The 16,120-nt window shown below is 32.9% G+C and carries 20 protein-coding genes; 18 read left to right on the top strand and 2 right to left on the bottom strand.

Going from position 1 to position 16,120, the window contains the following annotated elements:
* The 11 genes from AMD00_RS23655 to tsaA all read left to right on the top strand — a co-directional run.
* On the top strand, nucleotides 1-236 hold a 236-nt coding region (locus AMD00_RS23655; protein WP_053415550.1), incomplete at its 5' end, for a hypothetical protein.
* A gap of 92 nt (nucleotides 237-328) precedes the next feature.
* The gene (locus AMD00_RS02710; protein WP_053415549.1) at nucleotides 329-571 is read left to right on the top strand and encodes a hypothetical protein; all 243 of its coding nucleotides are present in this window, start codon (nucleotides 329-331) and stop codon (nucleotides 569-571) included.
* A gap of 174 nt (nucleotides 572-745) precedes the next feature.
* Nucleotides 746-1,291: a GNAT family N-acetyltransferase gene (locus AMD00_RS02705; RefSeq protein ID WP_053415548.1), complete on the top strand. Its 546-nt coding sequence runs from the start codon at nucleotides 746-748 to the stop codon at nucleotides 1,289-1,291.
* A 359-nt stretch (nucleotides 1,292-1,650) separates the two neighbouring features.
* Nucleotides 1,651-1,821 carry a hypothetical protein gene (locus AMD00_RS23410; RefSeq protein ID WP_169786299.1) on the top strand — a complete coding sequence of 57 codons (171 nt, stop codon included), beginning with the start codon at nucleotides 1,651-1,653 and terminating at the stop codon, nucleotides 1,819-1,821.
* Between the two features lie 446 nt (nucleotides 1,822-2,267).
* Nucleotides 2,268-2,468, top strand: a complete 201-nt coding sequence (locus AMD00_RS02700; RefSeq protein ID WP_053415547.1) for a hypothetical protein — start codon at nucleotides 2,268-2,270, stop codon at nucleotides 2,466-2,468.
* 252 nt (nucleotides 2,469-2,720) lie between these two features.
* Nucleotides 2,721-3,002 carry a DUF4190 domain-containing protein gene (locus AMD00_RS02695; RefSeq protein ID WP_053415546.1) on the top strand — a complete coding sequence of 94 codons (282 nt, stop codon included), beginning with the start codon at nucleotides 2,721-2,723 and terminating at the stop codon, nucleotides 3,000-3,002.
* Between the two features lie 229 nt (nucleotides 3,003-3,231).
* Nucleotides 3,232-3,591 carry a hypothetical protein gene (locus AMD00_RS02690; protein ID WP_053415545.1) on the top strand — a complete coding sequence of 120 codons (360 nt, stop codon included), beginning with the start codon at nucleotides 3,232-3,234 and terminating at the stop codon, nucleotides 3,589-3,591.
* Between the two features lie 263 nt (nucleotides 3,592-3,854).
* Nucleotides 3,855-4,256: a group-specific protein gene (locus AMD00_RS02685; protein ID WP_053415544.1), complete on the top strand. Its 402-nt coding sequence runs from the start codon at nucleotides 3,855-3,857 to the stop codon at nucleotides 4,254-4,256.
* 470 nt (nucleotides 4,257-4,726) lie between these two features.
* The gene (locus AMD00_RS02680; RefSeq protein ID WP_053415543.1) at nucleotides 4,727-5,653 is read left to right on the top strand and encodes an alpha/beta hydrolase fold domain-containing protein; all 927 of its coding nucleotides are present in this window, start codon (nucleotides 4,727-4,729) and stop codon (nucleotides 5,651-5,653) included.
* Nucleotides 5,654-5,956: 303 nt separating this feature from the next.
* A complete protein-coding gene (locus AMD00_RS02675; RefSeq protein WP_245639424.1) occupies nucleotides 5,957-6,898 on the top strand; it encodes a S66 family peptidase in 942 nt (313 codons plus the stop codon).
* 134 nt (nucleotides 6,899-7,032) lie between these two features.
* Nucleotides 7,033-7,497: a tRNA (N6-threonylcarbamoyladenosine(37)-N6)-methyltransferase TrmO gene (gene tsaA / locus AMD00_RS02670; RefSeq protein ID WP_053415542.1), complete on the top strand. Its 465-nt coding sequence runs from the start codon at nucleotides 7,033-7,035 to the stop codon at nucleotides 7,495-7,497.
* Nucleotides 7,498-8,118: 621 nt separating this feature from the next.
* Here tsaA and AMD00_RS02665 read toward each other — a convergent pair.
* Nucleotides 8,119-8,877, bottom strand: coding sequence for an NAD-dependent epimerase/dehydratase family protein (locus tag AMD00_RS02665; protein ID WP_053415541.1), 759 nt, complete (start codon nucleotides 8,875-8,877; stop codon nucleotides 8,119-8,121).
* Between the two features lie 142 nt (nucleotides 8,878-9,019).
* Here AMD00_RS02665 and AMD00_RS02660 point away from each other — a divergent pair, with 142 nt between their 5' ends.
* Together AMD00_RS02660 and AMD00_RS02655 are read left to right on the top strand one after the other, a co-directional pair.
* Nucleotides 9,020-9,907 (top strand): LysR family transcriptional regulator, encoded by an 888-nt coding sequence (locus AMD00_RS02660; protein ID WP_053415540.1) that lies wholly within the window; start codon nucleotides 9,020-9,022, stop codon nucleotides 9,905-9,907.
* Nucleotides 9,908-10,249: 342 nt separating this feature from the next.
* A complete protein-coding gene (locus tag AMD00_RS02655; protein WP_053415539.1) occupies nucleotides 10,250-10,993 on the top strand; it encodes a metallophosphoesterase family protein in 744 nt (247 codons plus the stop codon).
* 312 nt (nucleotides 10,994-11,305) lie between these two features.
* On the opposite strand, the gene AMD00_RS02650 is transcribed toward AMD00_RS02655, so the two are convergent.
* Complete coding sequence (locus tag AMD00_RS02650; RefSeq protein WP_245639423.1) at nucleotides 11,306-11,758, bottom strand: BclA C-terminal domain-containing protein; 453 nt, start codon at nucleotides 11,756-11,758, stop codon at nucleotides 11,306-11,308.
* Nucleotides 11,759-12,614: 856 nt separating this feature from the next.
* On the opposite strand from AMD00_RS02650, the gene AMD00_RS23090 reads away from it, so the two are divergent.
* The 5 genes from AMD00_RS23090 to AMD00_RS02630 all read left to right on the top strand — a co-directional run bounded on the left by AMD00_RS23090 (nucleotide 12,615) and on the right by AMD00_RS02630 (nucleotide 16,112).
* Complete coding sequence (locus AMD00_RS23090; RefSeq protein ID WP_245639422.1) at nucleotides 12,615-12,770, top strand: hypothetical protein; 156 nt, start codon at nucleotides 12,615-12,617, stop codon at nucleotides 12,768-12,770.
* Nucleotides 12,760-13,833 carry a phosphotransferase enzyme family protein gene (locus AMD00_RS02645; protein WP_211258600.1) on the top strand — a complete coding sequence of 358 codons (1,074 nt, stop codon included), beginning with the start codon at nucleotides 12,760-12,762 and terminating at the stop codon, nucleotides 13,831-13,833. Before AMD00_RS23090 ends, AMD00_RS02645 begins: the two co-directional genes overlap by 11 nt.
* A 132-nt stretch (nucleotides 13,834-13,965) precedes the next feature.
* Nucleotides 13,966-14,349, top strand: a complete 384-nt coding sequence (locus AMD00_RS02640; protein WP_053415537.1) for a VOC family protein — start codon at nucleotides 13,966-13,968, stop codon at nucleotides 14,347-14,349.
* 439 nt (nucleotides 14,350-14,788) lie between these two features.
* Nucleotides 14,789-15,739, top strand: a complete 951-nt coding sequence (locus AMD00_RS02635; protein ID WP_053415536.1) for a HEAT repeat domain-containing protein — start codon at nucleotides 14,789-14,791, stop codon at nucleotides 15,737-15,739.
* A 64-nt stretch (nucleotides 15,740-15,803) separates the two neighbouring features.
* On the top strand, nucleotides 15,804-16,112 hold the full coding sequence (locus tag AMD00_RS02630; protein WP_053415535.1) for a hypothetical protein: 309 nt from the start codon (nucleotides 15,804-15,806) through the stop codon (nucleotides 16,110-16,112).
* The last annotated feature ends 8 nt before the right edge of the window (nucleotides 16,113-16,120 follow it).

Here is a 16,120-nt window from a genome sequence, read left to right as displayed (position 1 = left end):
TGACTGTCTGTATTGGCCATATTTGTATAAAGAGAAGTCGTTTTAATATCATTATGACCAAGTTGGTCACGAAGAAGGATATTAACTTGATATTTTTAATTGAAGATAATGCGCCTAAACTCATTTATATCAAGGGTTTAGATGCTTTTTGTTTATTTGTAATGACACTGAACGTGTTATTAACGAAACTACAATCACATTTACAGGGGTTGCTCTTGGCGAAATTAGATATGTAAGTAAATCACGATAAAGATTGTGAAAAAATGTAATTAAACTAACGGGGCAGGATAATTTAAGAAGCTAATATGAAAAAAAGGAGTGAAATTTTTTGAACATAGAAAATAAGAGGAAAATATTTAAATACAATGAAGATGATATTTTAGAAATTCTATCTGAGTATCTTTCAGAAGAAAATGGATTTGATACTTTTTATTCACGGTCAATTATTTTAGGTACACCAGGAAAGGATTTAAGATTAGTTGCAGTCATTGGTGACTTAGATGACATTAATATTGCTAAGTTAAATTTAGAGGAAATTAATAAGGAATCGAACTATAACAGAACGCATTAATATTTAGATGATAGTTTATTGAGCTACATGGGGTGTTATTTTTATCTTGGCTCTTTTCGTAATAATTACTGCTTTTAAATATGATAATTTACAATATCATCCACTTATAATAAGATATTTGTAAACAGGATTACAAATATTAGGTTTTAATTAGAAGAGGATGGTTGAAATAAGATGATACCAACATTCGAAACAAAAAGATTAGTCATACGACCTTATGTTAAAACTGATGCCGATAAAGTAGAACTGTTAGCAGGGAACCCAAAAGTCGCTGAAACAACAGTCGCTATACCACATCCATATCCAAAAGGGTTAGCCGCCTCTTGGATAAGCAAGCATGAGAAAAAGGCTATTGAGATAGGGAGCTATACCTTTGCCGTAGTATTAAAATCGACTAGCGAACTTTTAGGAACACTAACCTTTCGCGTGGACATCGATGATAATAAAGCTGAATTAGGTTATTGGTTTGGAGTGCCATATTGGGGAAATGGTTATTGTACTGAAGCAGCTCGAAGAATTATAGAGTTTGGTTTCAACGAGTTGAAATTGAATAAAATAAGGGCTTCAGTAATGACTAAAAACCCTGCTTCAATGAAAATTCTTACGAAATTAGATTTTGAAAAAGAAGGGGTTTTTAAACAAGATATTATGAAATCTGGAAATTATGAAGATATGGTTTATTACGGTTTGTTACGACAGAATTATCAATACAACAGGTAAGCTTTAATTGAATATGAATAAGGCCGTTTCTTAAAGAAACGGCTGTTTTTTTATACCTCAGGTAAAAATTTCACAGTGATACTATTTGAATTTTGGAAGATACTTAGTAGCTTCTGATTTATCTACTCCTTTTCAGCAGTTTTCTTACTTTGCTGAAGAAAGAGAGGTAAGCGGCAGCGGAGCCTGCCATTTAATATCTTATTTAACTAATGGGGTAGGTTAGTTGAATAGAGTGGGTATTTTTGTATTAAATTGAAAACAAAGTAAATTATTGTTAACGTTAAAATGAAGTATCATCAATAATTCAAATAGTCAAAGAACAGGACTGCTTTTAAGGTTTTAATGAGGAGGAATAACTTATGAAATACATTAAAGGCTTATATGTATCACTTGCACTAATGATGTTAGTTATTTTAGTTAACACAACAGTATTTGAAGATGAATATTCAGGGATTGCTATGTTCATTTGTTTAGGAATATTTTTATTGGGAACAACCTTTTTTATAAATGCCAAACAATTAAAAAATTAGGATGCGCAAAGCAAGTTGCTAAACTAACCAAGGCGTTGATCTAAGAAGGATCGTTCTTTTTTGGTGGAGTTATTGAACTAACAGGGCAGGATTGTTGAATAAGGAACATATGTTTTGTGATAAAGTATATGTAATATTTTGAGAGATGAGGGAAATGAATTGATAAAATATTTAATAGGTTATTCAGCAGGATATTTTGCTTGTATGTTAATAATTTACTTTATCTTTGATTACTTTTCTTGGTCATACGCTGTGGGTTCTTTAACTGGTATAGTAATTTTCGCACTTATTATAAAGATGCTTCGTAGAAAAGATAACTGAATCTATTCTAATCGAATTCTTAATGAACTAACGGGGGGATTGTTCAATAAGAGCAGTCGCATCTTGTGCTAACGAAGCAGATTATTGAAAAATAATAAAATAAGGATTTTGGTGGAGGTGTAGCAATGAAACGTTGGTGGTATTGGTTGTTTAGTGCGATACTTTTCGGATTCATCCTTATAACCCGAGGCTTATTTTCCTCTTATAAATTGGAGGGTGAACATCCAGGTTCATTAAATGAATCATTATTAAGCATTTGGTGGGGATGTATTGCAATTTTGGTGGTGTTATTATTCATTAAACGGATTAGCGAAAAAGGACTATAAAGGATTGTTAAGATTATTGATTTGTGAAATGGTACTTAAACTAACAGGTGCTTTACTTCAATAAGGAGTAAAGCCTTTTTCTTATTGAACTAACGGGGTAGTTTAGTTGAATATGCAGGGATTTTGGGATCCACGACGACGTAGCTAGAAATAAGTAGAGTTATGTAACGGAACAGTTCGTGTGTTTGGAATAGGTTTATGATTTTTGTAATAAATTAAATAATAGAACACTTTTATTTATAGGAGGATAAAATGGGAGAAACAAATAGTAAATCTATTGTATCGCTCGTGTTAGGTATATTATCCATATTTTTACCTTTACATTTTATTGGATTACTCCTAGGTATTATCGGGATTATTTTGTCATCTAAAAGTATGAAGGAGATTGACCTTACAAACGAAAAAGGAAAAGGTTTGGCTATTTCAGGTAAGGTTTGTAGTATCATAGGAATCTGTGTTCAAATTCTTTTAATTTTACTTATAGTTTTATCAATTGCATCAGTTTCACTATTAATGAATTCAGGGAATAATTAAGAAACTAAAATGTTTTCTCTTCAAGTTAATGAGGCTTGACTTCAATATGGAGTTGAGCCTTTTTCTTATAGAACTAACGGGGCAAGTTAGTTTAATAAGGAACCTGAGAGGTTTTATGGTTTCCCCATTTTACAGCGTGGATAAATCACACTCTTGTGAATTGTCTTAACATGGATTTAACGTAAATAGTTATATACTGGGAACATCAAATAGAAAGGAGGAATTTAATATGAAAAAAATATTAACAATTGCTACATTAACGCTAGGGGTATCTGCTGTTGCAGTATCTGCATATGCTGCGAGCAATGACGACATGTGGGGAGGTGCTAAATCCAGTGAACCTGTTAGCTTTGAAGTAATGGCTAAAGAAAAAGGGATTACGAAAGATGAACTAATTGTTCAGCTTGAAAAAGAAGCAAAGCTAACAGAAGGTACTGAACCAACTTCGAGTATCGAATCTAGTGAACCTGTCAACTTAGAAGAAATGGCTAAAGAAAAAGGGATCACGTTAGATGAACTGATTGCTAAGCTTGAAAAAGAAGGAACGCTGACAAAAGCCGCTGAATTAACAGAGGCAAGCAATAAGTAATATATATGGTAACTGAGGCAGTAATGAAAAGGGTTTATCCTTTATCGTTATTGCCTTTTTCAGTTCTTATGTCAGCCTACATTGTATCACTTAACCAAAAGAACCAACTATGATAAGCAAATTTCCAAATTAAAAAAATTGAAATTAGAATAAAGATAATGTTTGATTATTTGTTTCCTAACAGTAAATCCTTATGGAACTAACGGGGCAGTTTAGTTGAATAAAGGTTAGTAAGATATATGATAATAAAAAGGAGAGAAATTATGAAATTTTATATTGCATCAAGCTTAAAAAATATAGATCAGGTTAGATATGTTAGTAAAAGGTTAAAAAACAAAGGATTTATCCATACATATGACTGGACTGTAAATGAGAACGTAACAACATTGGAAGAACTAAAGGTAATAGGTCAAAAGGAGAAAAATGCTGTAATAGAAGCGGATTTTGTTGTTGTTTTATTACCAGCAGGAAAAGGAAGCCATATTGAATTAGGTATTGCTATGGGAAATGACAAAAAAATTTATCTTTACTCACCGAACAAAGAAGTAGATAACATTGAAACAACCAGTACATTTTATCATTTACCTGAAATCGAAAAGTGCTTTGGAACAATAGATGAGTTAGTAGATATTATAGATTTAAAACTAAAAAGTTTTTTAAGCTAAAGGGTGCTTTACTTGAAGATCATTGAGTAACATATGCAGCTTTTTTTTTTTGAATTCACGGGGCAGTTTAGTTGAAGAAGGAGAAATAAAAAATTGAAATTTTTTATCTTGACCTTGAAGTATAGTTCAACTTTTATCGTAACGCGTTGCAGTATACTCCGAATACCGTTCTATCGGTATGGATTATATACAGAAGATTACCTTGTAAAACATAAATTTATAAAAAGATGCCTAATCATTAAGTTACTCTTTAAAGGAAATTGGAGAAATCATGAAAATGCTAAGTAATAATTTAAATGGTATTGTAAATATAATAATAAAATTGAAAGGAAAACTTAAAGCCTCCGTTCAATTCAAGACCTTCTATCTAACTTGTTACAAACTTCTGATAAAGAGACACACGGCTATAATAAATCATTCCGTGTTATGAAACAGGATGAACATTAGAAATGTTTAAAGGAGAGAAAAAAATGAGTGTTGAAATTTTTAACGGAGAACGTTCTGAAGAAAGTGTTCAATTTGAAAAATGGTTAATTTCCCAAAGTAATAAAAAAAGTTTTTCTAGTATTGAAAATACCAAACGGTTCGTTAAGCAAAGGGGAACTGAAAATATTCAGCGCTATGTTATTGGGGATGATATTAAATTTTCAAGTGATGTGAAGGAGGTGGCATTCGAAGGAATACAGGTTTTCTCTTTAAATGACCAAAAGTCTTTGAAACAAAAAGTTATTTTCTATATACATGGTGGTGCTTGGACGAATCAACCTTTAAATTTACACTGGTTGTTCATGGATAAAATAGCACAATCTTTAAATGCGAAAATTATTGCTCCCATTTATCCTAAAGTACCTCATTTTAACTATAAAGATACCTACCCAAAAATCCTCAACTTATATAAAGAAATTCTTGGAACCATTGAAAATTCTAATCAATTGACCATCATGGGAGATTCAGCAGGGGGAAATATAACACTTGGTCTGGCCCACCTTTTGAAGATGAACCATTTGCCTCAACCGAAAGATATTATTTTATTATCTGCATGTGTTGATATGGGTTTTGAAAATCCGCTTATACCTGAATATGAAGAAAAGGACCCGATGTTAGCTAGTGAAGGAATGGAGGTAATTACAAAGATATGGGCAGCTGATAAAAATTTAAATGACCCATTGATTAGTCCAATTTACGGTGACTTTAAAGGACTTGGGAAAATTACCCATTTTATTGGAACACACGAAAGTTTATATCCAGATGCAATAAAATTTGATGAAAAACTAATAGAACAAGGAATTGAAATCAATACCTTTGTTTATCCTAAAATGAATCATGTATTTGTTGTTATGCCTATCCCTGAAGCCAAAGATGCTCAACAGAAAATTATTAATATAATTAGTAACTAAGTGCTGTTATATATTTTAATAGGGAAGGTTAGCAGGATTGTGAAGAATTGTACTTAAACTAAAGGGTGCTTTACTTGAAAATCATTGAGTTGCATATGCAGCTCTTTTTTATTTATTGACCTAGCGGGGCAGGTTAGTGGAAGAAGGAATAATTCTCAGTAATGTAGAACCTATTAAATATAAATATTAAAATAACTATTCAAAGGATGAATTTTATGAAAATTAAATATCCGGCATCACTAAAGCCAGACAGTTTAATAGGTGTAACTGCGCCCTGGCGTCGAAGAGTCATTACATATTCTTGTGGATGAAGCAAAGCTACAAGTAGAGAAAAAAGGTTTTAAAGTATTAATCGGCGAAACTGTACTAACACAACATAAAGGGAGAAGTGCCTCTAAAGAAAAAAGAGCAGAGGAACTAATAGCTTTTTTTCAAGATGATAGTATTAGCGTCATAATGCCTCCTTGGGGAGGTAGCTTTGCAATGGAAATCCTTCCAATTATAGATTGGAATAAACTAAAAGAATCGAACCCGAAATGGATATTAGGCTATTCAGATATTAGTACATTAAATTTTGTATACACTACAATAACAGGTCATGCATCTGCTCATGGAGTAAATTTCACTGAACTATCAGCTCCTGATTGGGATGGACTATCTAGTAAATGGATAGATGTACTTAGTTGTAATGAAAATGAAGAAATTACACAATATTCATCTGAAAAATATCAATCTAGTTGGGATAAAATGTACTCAAATCCGGTCAATGGATTTTACCTCGATTCACAAACAAAATGGAAAACAATAAACAATGAAGATGAAGTGACATTTTCGGGTAGATTGATTGGAGGATGTGTAAGTACTTTACAAGTCTTGGTGGGGACTCCGTTCGATAATGTTAATAATTTTGTTAATCAATACTGTCATGATGAAGGTGTCATTTGGTATCTTGAAACTGTCGGAATGGATGCAGCAAAAATATATAGGGCTTTATGGCAAATGGAACAAAATAATTGGTTTACAAATATTAAAGGCGTGCTTTTCGGACGGACGAGTGAATATAAAGATATAGGTGACTTCACACTAAACGATGCCTTGAAGGATGTTTTTGAAAGCTTTAATATCCCTGTTATTCTAGATGCTGATGTGGGGCATACACCTCCACAAAATATTTTGGTGAATGGTGCATTTACGACAGTAAAATATAGTAATGGTAAGGGTTCTATCATAATGAAATATATTTAGATACAGAGAGGGAAATGGATGGTTTATTGCTTATTGAACTAACAGGGCAGGTTAGTTCAATAAGGAATCTACCAATTAAATGGAATTAAAGATTTTTGTAGAATGAATATTAATAAGTTGGAGGAGGGATAACTTTGCAAATTTCTATTTATCCAATAGCAATAGTAAATAATAATCGTAAAGCTATTGAAGATGATAATTGGGGTTCAATTATATCAACCATTGAACTTGCAGAAAATATAAATGAATCTTCTTTGAAAGGTATTAATGAATTCTCACACTTAGAAATCGTTTTTTACTTTGATAAGGTTGCTGATGATAATATTCAATTTGAAGCAAGATATCCAAGGAACAATAAAGAATATCCTAAAGTTGGTATTTTTGCACAAAGGGGTAAAAATAGACCTAATAAGTTAGGGGTTACTATTGTAGAACTTTTGGAAATAAATAATAAAAAATTGATTGTTAAGGGATTAGATGCAATAGACGGAACTCCTATTATTGATATTAAACCAGTAATGAAAGAGTTTCTACCAAAAGGAGAAGTAAAGCAACCTAATTGGTCAACATCTTTAATGGATAGATATTGGAACTCCTAACTAATGGGGGCAAGAGCTGAAGATCAGGGCTGTCATTTAGACGGCTTTTTCTTATGCTGCTATCGGCGCAGTTTAGTTGAACAAGAGAAATGAAAATTCCATTCTTTTTATGTCTCATTTGAAGAAAAATGTGAAATAGAAAAACCTTACTCTGTTAAGCAAGGATAAATAACAATTACTTTTCAAGTTCATCTAAGCGTTTCTTTAATTTCTTTATTCTATATTCACTGCCAACAGCAGATCCAAATGTGGCTACAGTAAAACCAAAAGCAACATAAACAAGATAACCTTCCATTACTACACCACTTAATATTTGTTAATTTAACTTTTTTAACTTTATAGCAAGTATCTTGACTAAACAAGATGCTTATTACACAGTACGAACAAAATGTGCAGTAGAAGAAAAGGTGCTTATTCAACTAACGGGGTGCTTTAGCAGAACAGGGCTTCGTTTTACCCCTTTAGATATGATTGTCTAAAGGGGTGTTTATTATGTTGAAAAAGAAAAGAGCATCTGTTGAAATTGGAATATTTTTCGATTATAGAAACTGTAGCTATTGAAAATGGAACAAATAAAAACTAAATAACAATAATATAATCTCTTTTCTAGATATGACTCTATCAAGAATCAAAGAACTTAATACCACTTAGTACAAAAGCATCGGAACTTGGGCTATAACCAACTAACTTTCTTGTTCCTTCAATATCAATTCGTTTAAACCTGTTGTTAGATACACCATGTAAAATTGAAAATGGAGGTAAGTTCTTTGCCGTCATCGACTTTAAGAGAAGGTCCATAAAATCTTCTGGGCTTAAGTATGCACTCATATCTCTAGCTGTTAGTGGTTTACCATTTGGATTATAATCATCATATGCACCTATACGAATAGCAATACTTTGTAACCCTTCTTCATAAGCAAAATAAGAAGCAACAGCCTCTGCAAAACACTTACTTACCCCGTACATATTTTTTGGTCTCGTGGGTGAATAAGCATGTGGTTGAAAATCCAAAGGATAGCCTTCAATTGTTTGAGCACTCGAAGCAACTATCACTTTGGATACATTATTATCACTAGCAGATCTAAAAATATTATAGGTTCCCTTTATATGATTTTCTAATAAGGAGCCATAAAAATCAGCATTTGGTGAAGGATTACCTGCCAAATGTATAACTATATCTATACCTTTCGTAAATTCTTGACAAGCAGCTAAATCAGAAACATCTAAATATATGATTTCATGATTTGTATCTTTAAAAGTTTCTAAAGCAGATAAGTTAATATCTGCTAGCCGTAACTGGTAATTCCCTTGCGTATCTAGGAACCTTGTAACATCTTGGCCAATCTTACCTGCAGCACCTGTAACTAAAATTTTTTGCATTTCACTTCATCCTTCCATGAAAAATACATCCCTTGTCAAGGGTCATATAATAGAGCATGCACTTATTATAAGTTGGTTATGGCATTAAATAAAACGAAGAAATATAATGGAAACATGAATAAAATTCATAAGGAGGACCATAGTGACTTTAATAAAATATGAAATATTTAACAAAGTGGCAGAACTCAATAGTTTTACAAAAGCTGCAGAAGTGTTAGGTTTCACCCAATCTGCTGTAAGTCATGCAATTAGCAGTTTGGAAAAAGAGTTTTCCTTTCCTTTATTTATTCGCAATCACTCTACTTTAACATTGACCAAAAATGCAGAGGAGCTTTTAATTACCGTTCGGAAAATTTTATACTATAACAACATGCTGAAGCAGGAAGTAGCCGCTATCAATGGGTTCCAAAAAGGAATAGTAAGAGTGGGTGTTTTTTCGAGTATTTCTAAAAACTGGATTCCTGGTATTCTTAAAAAAATGGAGGAAAAGTTTCCAAATATTGAAATCGAATTACTGGAAGGAAACTATACTGAGGTTGAGAATTGGTTACAAAACGGGAGATTAGATTGTGGATTTATTAATAATGATACTTACTTTGAATCATTTGAAAAATCCTTTGAATTCGTACAATTGAAGAGGGATCGACTTTTATGTGTTGTATCTAACCAATCCCCATTATGTAAGGAAAACCAAGTATCAATGCAACAAATAGAAAATGTACCTTTTATTATGCCAACATATCAGTGTTATGATGATATTCAAAAAATATTTAGGGAGAATAAAGTTAGCCCCAATATTCGATTCGAAAATATGAATGAATACTCGGTGATCTCCATGGTGGAGAATAATCTAGGAATTAGTATATTGCCAGAAATGATTATACCGAAATCAAAAATTTCTTTTACAGCCATTCCACTTGAAAGTGATAGCTATCGAACTATTGGGTTAGCTATAAGAAAACCAACCTCACTCGCGACTCAGAAATTTTCTGAGATTACTAAAAGATGGGTATCATTTGAATCAATTTAATTTTTCCAAAATCTGAGCTATTTAAATTGATTTGGTTCTTCTTGAACTAACGGAGGATTAGTTTAAGATCATTGAGTTACTTAGGCAGTACTTTTTTCTTGTTCAACTAAAAGGGCAGCATTCCTATAATGAATAAAATTAATTATGTAATATCAACAAAGTTTGTGAATAAATGTACTTAAACTAACACTAACGGGTGCTTTAGTAGAAGATCGTAGAGCTGTTTAGGCAGCTCTTTTTTTATTCAACTAAAGGGCGGGTTAGTTGAGAAGTATTATTTAACTTGTGTGTAAAATCTGGCCATATTGCTGAAAAACATATTGTCAACAAAAGGAGAGTGTCATGGTGAAGAATATTGCAGTTATTACAGATATACATGGAAACTATTCTGCTCTTAAAGCTGTACTTTCTGATATTGAAAGGGAAGGCAAAGTAGAACATATCTATTGCTTAGGAGATTTGATCGCTATTGGACATGAAACAAATCAAGTCCTTGAAGAACTCAGTTCGAGAAAAGATGTATCATACGTTTTAGGGAATCATGACGAGGCCATACTCAATATTCTAAATGGTGAGGAACCGGGGAGCCAAGGTGAAGAAAGAGACCATCATTATTGGATAGCAGAAAATATGAATAGAGAATTCATTACTTTTTTAAGTGAAATGCCAAAAAGACTTGAGGGCATGATCAATGGAAAAAAGATTTTGTTTTTGCATTACCATTTGAATGAATGTAATCGGTTCCTAAGTATTGATACTAATCCGTCTGTAACAAAACTTGATGACTTATATAAAAATGAAGACGCTGACATAATCTGTTTTGGACACCATCATGTTTTACATTATTTCAAGGGGAACAATAGAATTTATCTTAATCCAGGGGCATTAGGTTGTAATTCTCGACCGATAGCCACTTATGCAACCATCAGTATTAAAAATGATGGTTGTGTTAATTGTAATGTTAAAGAAGTTAGTTATAATAATAGGGAATTTTTGGTTAATTATTTTCGATATGATGTGCCTGCTAAAAATACTTTATTGCGTATTTTTCATGGCAATCAAGATAAAAATATTATTAATGAATAAATTGTATAACTTATTCTAGAATCGTGCGCAATAGTTTAATAAGCGTCGCTGATCTTATTAAACTAACGGGGCAGTTTAGTTGAAGAAGTGGAAGGTTATTTTAAACAGGTATACCAAAGTTGAATTTTAAATTTCATCACTATATTGAATGAATATCTGAAAGGTAAGGTATTGTTCAGGAAGGGTGAATAAATCTGAAAAGAAAAGAGGAGAGGAGTAATTCCTGCGCTAAAGGTTTATCACTCCTAACTAATGGAGAATCTATTCTTTTGAAGTTTTGAAATGAAGAAAATCATACCGAGTATTTTATCTCTAGACAATGGGACTTAACAATTTAAGTACAATAGAAGCATTTACGTTTATTTGTGTGCCTCCTGCCAAAGTCTGCAGAGTAACTGCTGCAGCAGAAGAATGATTTCTAAGTGTAAGACTACTGCCGGATGCTAAAGAAATTATTGCCTGACCAGTGTTTTGTTGAGTGCCAGCCCCTGAACCATAGGTTGTTCCCGTAACCGGTGCACCATTTAAAAATAGTGTGAATTGGTTAGGCTCAACACCTGATACGACGAAATTAATCTCGTAGATTCCCGGTGTGGTAACAATAATTTGAGAGGTTCCTGGAACATGGGTAATTCCAAGTGTAACTATGCCTGTTGAATCAAAAATAATATCAGCATCTATAGCTACAACCTCAGCACCTAGATTATATATATATCCGTATTCACATAAACCACTACATGTTGTTGTTATTGGTATAGGAGACACGCCAGTAATTCCACAGAGTTCAACAGCTCTGAAAGGGCCTATTTGTCTTCCACATAAGCAGGATTGTTTATTACAGTTACTACAGTTATCCATTTTTCCACCTCCATATGTAATATATTATTCATTCAAAAAATAAAGTGAAGGGCAATTGGCTAACAATCTTATTATTTATTAAATCGTTCATTTTTGATGATATATTTTTAAAGATAATTGGTTACATGATTAAACATTTAAATAAATGTAAAGTTACTGCACACTTTGAGGAAATTAATAAATAAGGTAATCCACTACTTATTACGAATAACCAAGAATTTGTGAAGAATTATACTTTAACTAACAGGGGCTTTACTTGAATATCCACCGTGGACAGATAAGAACAATTAAGCGATTGTTGTTAAATAATAACTGTTATCTTATTCAACTATCGGGGAGCTTTACTTCAATAAGGAGTAGAGCCTTTTTTTATTGAACTAAAGGGGTAGGTTAGTCAAACAAAGGGGTTATTTTTTGTAAGCTACGTTGTGACGCATAAAATATACATTAAAACGATGTAGGGTTTATAATTAATAATTTTCAATCAACCGGTGCAAGAGTTGCTGAACAAACATGATACGGCAGCTCATTTTCTTATTGTAGTAAGTCTTATTGACCTATCAGGGCAGAAATTACAAAAGAGGTATTTGTAATTTTATGTATAATTAGTATATATATAGGGCTATTTAATTTTTATAGCCTAAACTTAAGGAAGAGGTGACATATTGAAAATGATAGAATTTCAAAATAGCATGCTAATGAGAGGGATTACTTCTTAACTAAGGTTTAATCCTCTCAAAGGTAATGGGAGGAAAAATATAAGATGATGAATTTAGGAAACATGGTAAGAGGAGTAGCTTCAGATGCAGTCGCTCAGAGTCTCGTTCAATTCTGGGAATATGACGAGGGAACTTTGGAGTTGTGGCGCACAAGTTCAAAATTATTGAACAAGAAATTGGAGGGATATAATGAATCATAATGAAGTTGCTGAAATATACGAAGCTTATTTAAGTCCACTAGTATCAGAGTTGTATGAGTTGGAAGGCTATGAAACAAATTTAATTAATGCTCATGCCGGAGGGCGGAATGTCGTTTATAACTGTGAGAAAGAGGGCGCTAGTGCAAAAATACTCAGAATCGCCTTTTTAAATGACAGGAGCCGAGACGATCTGTTGGGCGAAGTTGAATATATCCAATATTTATTCGAGCATGGCGGTAGTGTCTCGAATGTGATCAGCTCTCGGAAGGGGAATCTACTGGAAGAGATCACTCATAATAATCACACTTTTTTTGTCTGCCTGTTCGAAAAGGCTAGGGGAAAAATGCTTGTAGAAAATCATTATCAGTATCGCGAAGGAGTTCCTATTACGGAATACTATTATAACTGCGGTAAAGTTCTCGGGAAGCTGCACCAATTGTCGAAAGGCTATGCTGCTGTTCATCGCCGGTATAGTTTCTTTGATAAATACAATGTCGAGTATATTGATAATCTGATACCGGGTACGTTACCACTGGTTAAGGAGAAGATGGTAGAGCTTCTTAAAACTTTAGAAGGATTGGACAGGAACCGTGAGTCTTTCGGTATGGTCCATTTTGATTACAATGATGGGAATTATTCAATAGATTTTGATACCGGGCAAATTACCGTATATGATTTCGATAATTCATGTTACTGTTGGTATATGTTTGATTTGGCAGGTCTTTGGACACACGGAGTTGGCTGGATACAATTTGAACCAGACGCCGGTAAACGGAAAAAGTTCATGGATAATTATTTTGAAACAGTTCTCGAGGGATATAAATCCGAGACCAGAATCGAAAATTCAATATTGGATAAGTTGCCCTTATTTATCCAAGTAACCGTCATGGAAGGTATTGTAGATGCATTCGAGGTAATGCGGAATAATGGTGAAGAACCGGAGTGTGATGAGGAGTTGTCGTATCTCATAAAATGCTTGGAGGACGATATTCCGTATAAGGGATTTTTCCATGAAGTTTTCTCGTGCGAAGAACCTTTCGAGTGTGAGGAACGAAATATTTAATCCACCAGCTTCCGAAGATGACGACGGAGTATCGTCATCTTCAAGTTTCTATTCTTGTTTGGCTGCTTCCACATATAAAATTATTAACGACTTTCGGGAAGTGGTAAATTAATCAAAGGAGGCAAAAAAAGTATGAAAATCATAGTTACCAGTTTATTCGTAGAAGATCAAGACAAGGCACTGGAGTTTTATTCAGAAACGCTCGGATTTGTAAAAAAACACGATGTTCCCGCCGGAGAATTTAGGTGGATAACGCTTGTTTCTTCTGATGATCAGGACGGTACCGAGCTTATACTAGAACCGAATGACAATCAGATCGCCAAAGAGTATCAAAAGGGTTTAATTACCCAAGGCATTCCAGCAACAATGTTTGGCGTTGCAGATGTTCGAAAAGAGTACACACGGTTAAAGGGAAAAGGCGTGAAGTTTACTATGGAGCCGACAGAAATGGGCAAAGTCACAATAGCTGTCTTCGACGATACATGCGGCAACCTTATTCAGATAATACAGCAGTAAACTAATACTAAACTACTTTATTGGCCATTTCTAAGTTCGGTTAAGTGTTTTTCATTAAAAATTAAACAAATTTATGTATAATCCTGTCCTATTTTTAGGATGGGGTTATACACTTATAAGGTCTAAAATTTAATGTAAATAAAAAGATTTACTGCCACTCATCATACCTTTCGTAATTTTAATGTTTGTTTTACTTTATGCATTACTTGCCGACCACAGGGCTTTCATAGTAGCTTTACCTATACCGTTTTGGATAATTTACTTTATTCTTAATAAAATTTATCCTGAAAAAATAAGTAATTCAAAAATAATGGGGGGCTTTACTTGAAGATCATTGAGTTGCATATGCAGCTCTTTTTTTCTTATTGAATTAACGAGGCAGTTTAGTTACATAAGAGATGATATATTAAGATAAATAACTTCATAGGAGTTTATAACAATGGATGAAAAAGAACTGTTAAAATTAATCGAAAAAATGGCAGACAGAAGTTCTTATACTAGTAGTGAAGATTCACCTTCTTGGAATGCTTACAGAAAAGCAAGAGAAATAACAGGTACTAGTGTGATTCCTTCTCTTAATAATTTATTAGAAAAAAGTAAGGATAGAGAAATCAGGGATGGTATTTATTTTATACTTGGTAAAATTGGCGAAAATACCGGAGATGAACGGGTAGTTGAAATTCTTTTAAAATGGCTTGAAAAAGAAACGGACAAATATACACTTTCAAGTGTCCTTGAAAGAATTTCAGAACAAAAAATTGTAAAAGAATGTTCAACCATATTGAAATTTATTAAAGATGAGCGTTGGCTTGTCAGGCAGGATGCTATCCGAGCATTAAAGGTATGTAAGAGTTCTATTGCAGAGGAAGCACTCATTAAAATTATATCTGAGACAACAGATGAGTACGACTTAATCTATGCAAATTCTGTATTATTTGAGATTGGTACATATAAAGCTATTCCTCACCTTTTAAATTTGCTGGATCATCCTAAAGGAGATGTTAAATGTTCGGCTTTATCGGCATTAAATGAAATAGGGGATGCTTCCTTACTCCCGACTTTTTTAGAGGCTTTACAAGACCGTTCTGGTGCAGTTAAAGGATATGCCATGTTAGGTATCAATAGACATGGAAATGAAACTGCCATTAAACCTGTTATCGAGCGTATTAAGAATATGTTAAAAAGAAAAAGAAATGTCGTAAGTGATGACATAATTTTAGCACTAGGATTTCTTATTCGATTTGAAGAAGGTAATGAGGAAATTCATAAGTTATTTGATTGGATAAAAACTAAAAAATGGGACTTCCTTTTTGAGTCAGAAAAGAAATGGATAACTGCAAATATTACCAAATTTCAGCTGGAACCTTATTCAACTAACGGGGCAGGTTAGTTGAATAAATATTATAATATGGATTATATTGGGAGTTACATTCGATAAAGGGAGGTGTATTTGTTTGTTTACATTTATTATTATAGCTTATTGTATATTTGTGGCAATTAATCTTATACACAAAAATAGAGAATCAATAAGACAATTAACGGCTAAACAATTAATTCTCGCTTCTTTTGCCTATCTTTCTATGGTGTTTTTGGGGTTTATTTGTATTTATTATGGAGGTAATTGGTTTGCTGTACAATTTTCGAGTCGTTTTCTACAATTAGTTGTTTTCATTTTGATAATCATCATCACAATATCTTTATGCCAATGGCCATTAAAAAAAATATTAAATAGAGTTACATCAGGTATTTTTCCTAAGAATTGAAAGAAATT

Source organism: Viridibacillus arvi, from assembly GCF_001274945.1.
Taxonomy (GTDB): Bacteria; Bacillota; Bacilli; order Bacillales_A; family Planococcaceae; genus Viridibacillus; species Viridibacillus arvi.
This window is presented reverse-complemented; position numbering and strand designations above follow the sequence as displayed.

Coding starts and splice junctions, on each gene's coding strand:
- AMD00_RS02645 (WP_211258600.1), top strand. CDS start 12,760: ATGAATCATAATGAAGTTGCTGAAATATACGAAGCTTATTTAAGTCCA.
- AMD00_RS02690 (WP_053415545.1), top strand. CDS start 3,232: ATGAAAAAAATATTAACAATTGCTACATTAACGCTAGGGGTATCTGCT.
- AMD00_RS02680 (WP_053415543.1), top strand. CDS start 4,727: ATGAGTGTTGAAATTTTTAACGGAGAACGTTCTGAAGAAAGTGTTCAA.
- AMD00_RS02640 (WP_053415537.1), top strand. CDS start 13,966: ATGAAAATCATAGTTACCAGTTTATTCGTAGAAGATCAAGACAAGGCA.
- AMD00_RS02705 (WP_053415548.1), top strand. CDS start 746: ATGATACCAACATTCGAAACAAAAAGATTAGTCATACGACCTTATGTT.
- AMD00_RS02700 (WP_053415547.1), top strand. CDS start 2,268: ATGAAACGTTGGTGGTATTGGTTGTTTAGTGCGATACTTTTCGGATTC.
- AMD00_RS23090 (WP_245639422.1), top strand. CDS start 12,615: ATGATGAATTTAGGAAACATGGTAAGAGGAGTAGCTTCAGATGCAGTC.
- AMD00_RS23410 (WP_169786299.1), top strand. CDS start 1,651: ATGAAATACATTAAAGGCTTATATGTATCACTTGCACTAATGATGTTA.
- AMD00_RS02655 (WP_053415539.1), top strand. CDS start 10,250: ATGGTGAAGAATATTGCAGTTATTACAGATATACATGGAAACTATTCT.
- AMD00_RS02665 (WP_053415541.1), bottom strand. CDS start 8,877: ATGCAAAAAATTTTAGTTACAGGTGCTGCAGGTAAGATTGGCCAAGAT.
- AMD00_RS02635 (WP_053415536.1), top strand. CDS start 14,789: ATGGATGAAAAAGAACTGTTAAAATTAATCGAAAAAATGGCAGACAGA.
- AMD00_RS02685 (WP_053415544.1), top strand. CDS start 3,855: ATGAAATTTTATATTGCATCAAGCTTAAAAAATATAGATCAGGTTAGA.
- AMD00_RS02695 (WP_053415546.1), top strand. CDS start 2,721: ATGGGAGAAACAAATAGTAAATCTATTGTATCGCTCGTGTTAGGTATA.